Below are 2,622 nucleotides of genomic sequence, written 5' to 3'. Positions count from 1 at the left end.
TCGCGGCGATCGTCGGCTGCGCCGGCCTCGCGCCGACGATGGCGGCGATCGAGCAGGGCGGGATCGTCGCGCTGGCCAACAAGGAAGCGCTCGTCTCGGCGGGCGAGGTCATGACTGCCGCGGTCGCGCATCCCAACTGGTCGATGGGCGCGAAAATCAGCGTCGATTCGGCGACGATGATGAACAAGGGCCTCGAGCTGATCGAGGCGCATCACCTGTTCCCGGTCGGGCTCGAGCGGATCGAAATCCTCGTCCACCCGCAATCGGTGATCCACAGCCTCGTCGAATATATCGACTGTTCGACGCTGGCGCAGCTCGGCTCGCCCGACATGCGCATCCCGATCAGCAGCGCGCTTGCCTGGCCGCAGCGGATGGCGACGCCATGCGCCCCGCTCGACCTCGCGACCATCGCGCGGCTCGATTTCGAGGCGCCCGACGAGGTCCGCTTCCCCGCGACCGCGCTCTGCCGCGCCGCGATCGCCGAGGGCGGCGCGCGCCCGGCGCAGCTCAACGCCGCGAACGAAGTGGCGGTCGCCGCCTTCCTCGCGGGGCGCATTTCCTTCCCCGCGATCGTCGATACGGTGCGCCGCGTGATCGATGCCGATGCGCCCGCGGTGCCGGCATCGCTTCAGGACATATTCAGCGTCGATACCGCATCCCGCGCAGCTGCTCGGCATTTGGTGGACCAATATGAACATGCTTGAAGTACCGCTTTGGCTCTATCCGGTCGCGTTCCTCGCGGTCTTGGGGCCGCTCGTGTTCGTGCACGAATATGGCCATTACATCGTCGGCCGCTGGTGCGGGGTGAAGGCCGACACCTTCTCGATCGGCTTCGGCCGCAAGATCCTCGGCTGGACCGACAAGCGCGGCACCGAATGGAAGATCGGCTGGCTGCCGCTCGGCGGCTATGTCCAGTTCGCGGGCGACCGCGATGCGGTGAGCCAGCCCGACGCCAATTGGCAGGCGCTGCCCGCCGCGCAAAAGTCACACACTTTTCCCGCGCAACCGGTGTGGAAACGGGCGCTGATCGTCGTTGCGGGGCCGGTGACCAATTTTCTGTTCGCGATCCTGATCCTTGCCGGTTTTGCGTGGATCGGGGGGCAGGCGGTGACGCCCCCCGTGGTCGGAGCGGTTGAAGCAGGATCGTCCGCGGCCGCTGCGGGCCTTAGGGCTGGCGACCGGATCGCGTCGATCAACGGGCGGGAGATCGAGGTATTCAGCGACCTTCGCATGGCGGTCGAACATCGTCCCGGCGAAAGGCTGGAGGTCCGCGTCACGCGCGACGGGCAGGATCGATTGGTCGCACTGACCCCGCACCTGGTGCGCGAGAAAGACCCCTTCGGCAAGGAATATACACGCGCCATCGTCGGCATCGCGCCGCCGCCGCCGCAGGTGCAACCGGTGCCGCTATGGGACGCTCCGCTGGTCGGAATTAGCCAGACATGGCAGATCGTCCGGCAGACGGGCGAAGTGTTGGGCCAGTTCGTCACCGGGCGCCGCTCGATCAAGGATATGAACGGTCCGGTCAAAATTGCGGAATTCTCGGGCAAGGCGGCGACGCTGGGGCTCGCGACGCTGATCGGCTTTATCGCGCTCATTTCCATCAATCTGGGGTTCATCAACCTCTTGCCATTGCCGATGCTCGATGGCGGTCATCTGGCCTTCTACGCCTATGAAGCGATCCGGCGCCGCCCCGCGCCGCCGCAGGCGCAGGAATGGGCGTTCCGATTCGGCTTTGCGGCGATCGTGACCCTTATGCTGGTCGTGACTTTCAACGATTTGGGCTCAATTGGCGTGTGGGACAGGATCGCCCGCTTGATTGGCTAGCGAGTCTGGGGCAGGGAGTGGCGCGCGAACCTGCGGTCAGGCGGGTTTGGCGCTTTTGAGTTATTTTTTCGGGATGAACAGCGTGGCTTCACACAAATTCTCGGCGCGGACGCAGCTGTCGGTACTTCTTTTGGCCGGCACGATGCTTGGCGCGCCGGTGATGGCGCAACAGGTTGCGCCGCCACCAGTCCCCGCTCCGGGCGTCCCGGCTCCGGCTCCCGAAGCGGCCCCTGCCGCGACGACGGTCAAGTCGATCACCGTCGTCGGCAACCAGCGGCTCGAGGCGCAGACGATCCTGTCGTACCTGCGCCTGCGCGTCGGCCAGCAATATGACCGGTCGATCCTCGACCAGGCGCTGAAGGATCTGGCCGCGACCGAATTGTTCAAGGATTTCCAGATCACCGACAATGCCGGTGCGCTGACGATCCAGGTCACCGAAAACCCGGTGATCAACCGCGTCATCCTGGAAGGCAACAAGCGCCTGAAGGAAGACAAGCTCCGGCCCGAGATCAAGCTCGCGCCGCGCCAGATTTTCACCCGCTCGAAAGTCCGCGCCGACGTGGCGCGCATCATCGAGCTCTACAAGCGCCAGGGCCGCTTCGCCGCGACGGTCGAGCCGAAGATGGTGTCGCTCGACCAGAACCGCGTCGACGTCGTGTTCGAAATCAACGAAGGGCCGAAATCGAAGGTCCGCCAGATCAACATCATCGGCAACGAGAAGTTCAGCGACGGCGACCTCAAGGACGAGATGGCGACGAAGCAGTCGAGCCTGATGACGATCCTGTCGTCGAACAC

Annotated in this window: 2 protein-coding genes and 1 pseudogene; all 3 read left to right on the top strand. The window is 65.0% G+C overall.

Annotated elements, in window-relative coordinates; translation table 11 throughout:
* Window positions 1–704 (top strand): annotated as a pseudogene (locus VJ811_RS05395) (1-deoxy-D-xylulose-5-phosphate reductoisomerase); the annotation flags it as partial.
* Window positions 697–1,827: an RIP metalloprotease RseP gene (gene rseP / locus VJ811_RS05390; protein WP_324071245.1), complete on the top strand. Its 1,131-nt coding sequence runs from the start codon at window positions 697–699 to the stop codon at window positions 1,825–1,827. The pseudogene VJ811_RS05395 and the gene rseP, both read left to right, overlap by 8 nt.
* Before the next feature lie 73 nt (window positions 1,828–1,900).
* The coding region (locus tag VJ811_RS05385; protein WP_324071244.1) for a POTRA domain-containing protein at window positions 1,901–2,622 on the top strand (722 nt) is incomplete at its 3' end.

The sequence above is a fragment of the Sphingopyxis sp. genome (assembly GCF_035250425.1).
Lineage (GTDB): Bacteria > Pseudomonadota > Alphaproteobacteria > Sphingomonadales > Sphingomonadaceae > Sphingopyxis.
The sequence above is the reverse complement of the archived record's forward strand: the minus strand, read 5'-3'. Positions and strand labels throughout refer to the sequence as shown.

Excerpts from the sequence above, each read along its gene's own strand:
- rseP (WP_324071245.1), top strand. The coding sequence starts at position 697 with ATGCTTGAAGTACCGCTTTGGCTCTATCCGGTCGCGTTCCTCGCGGTC.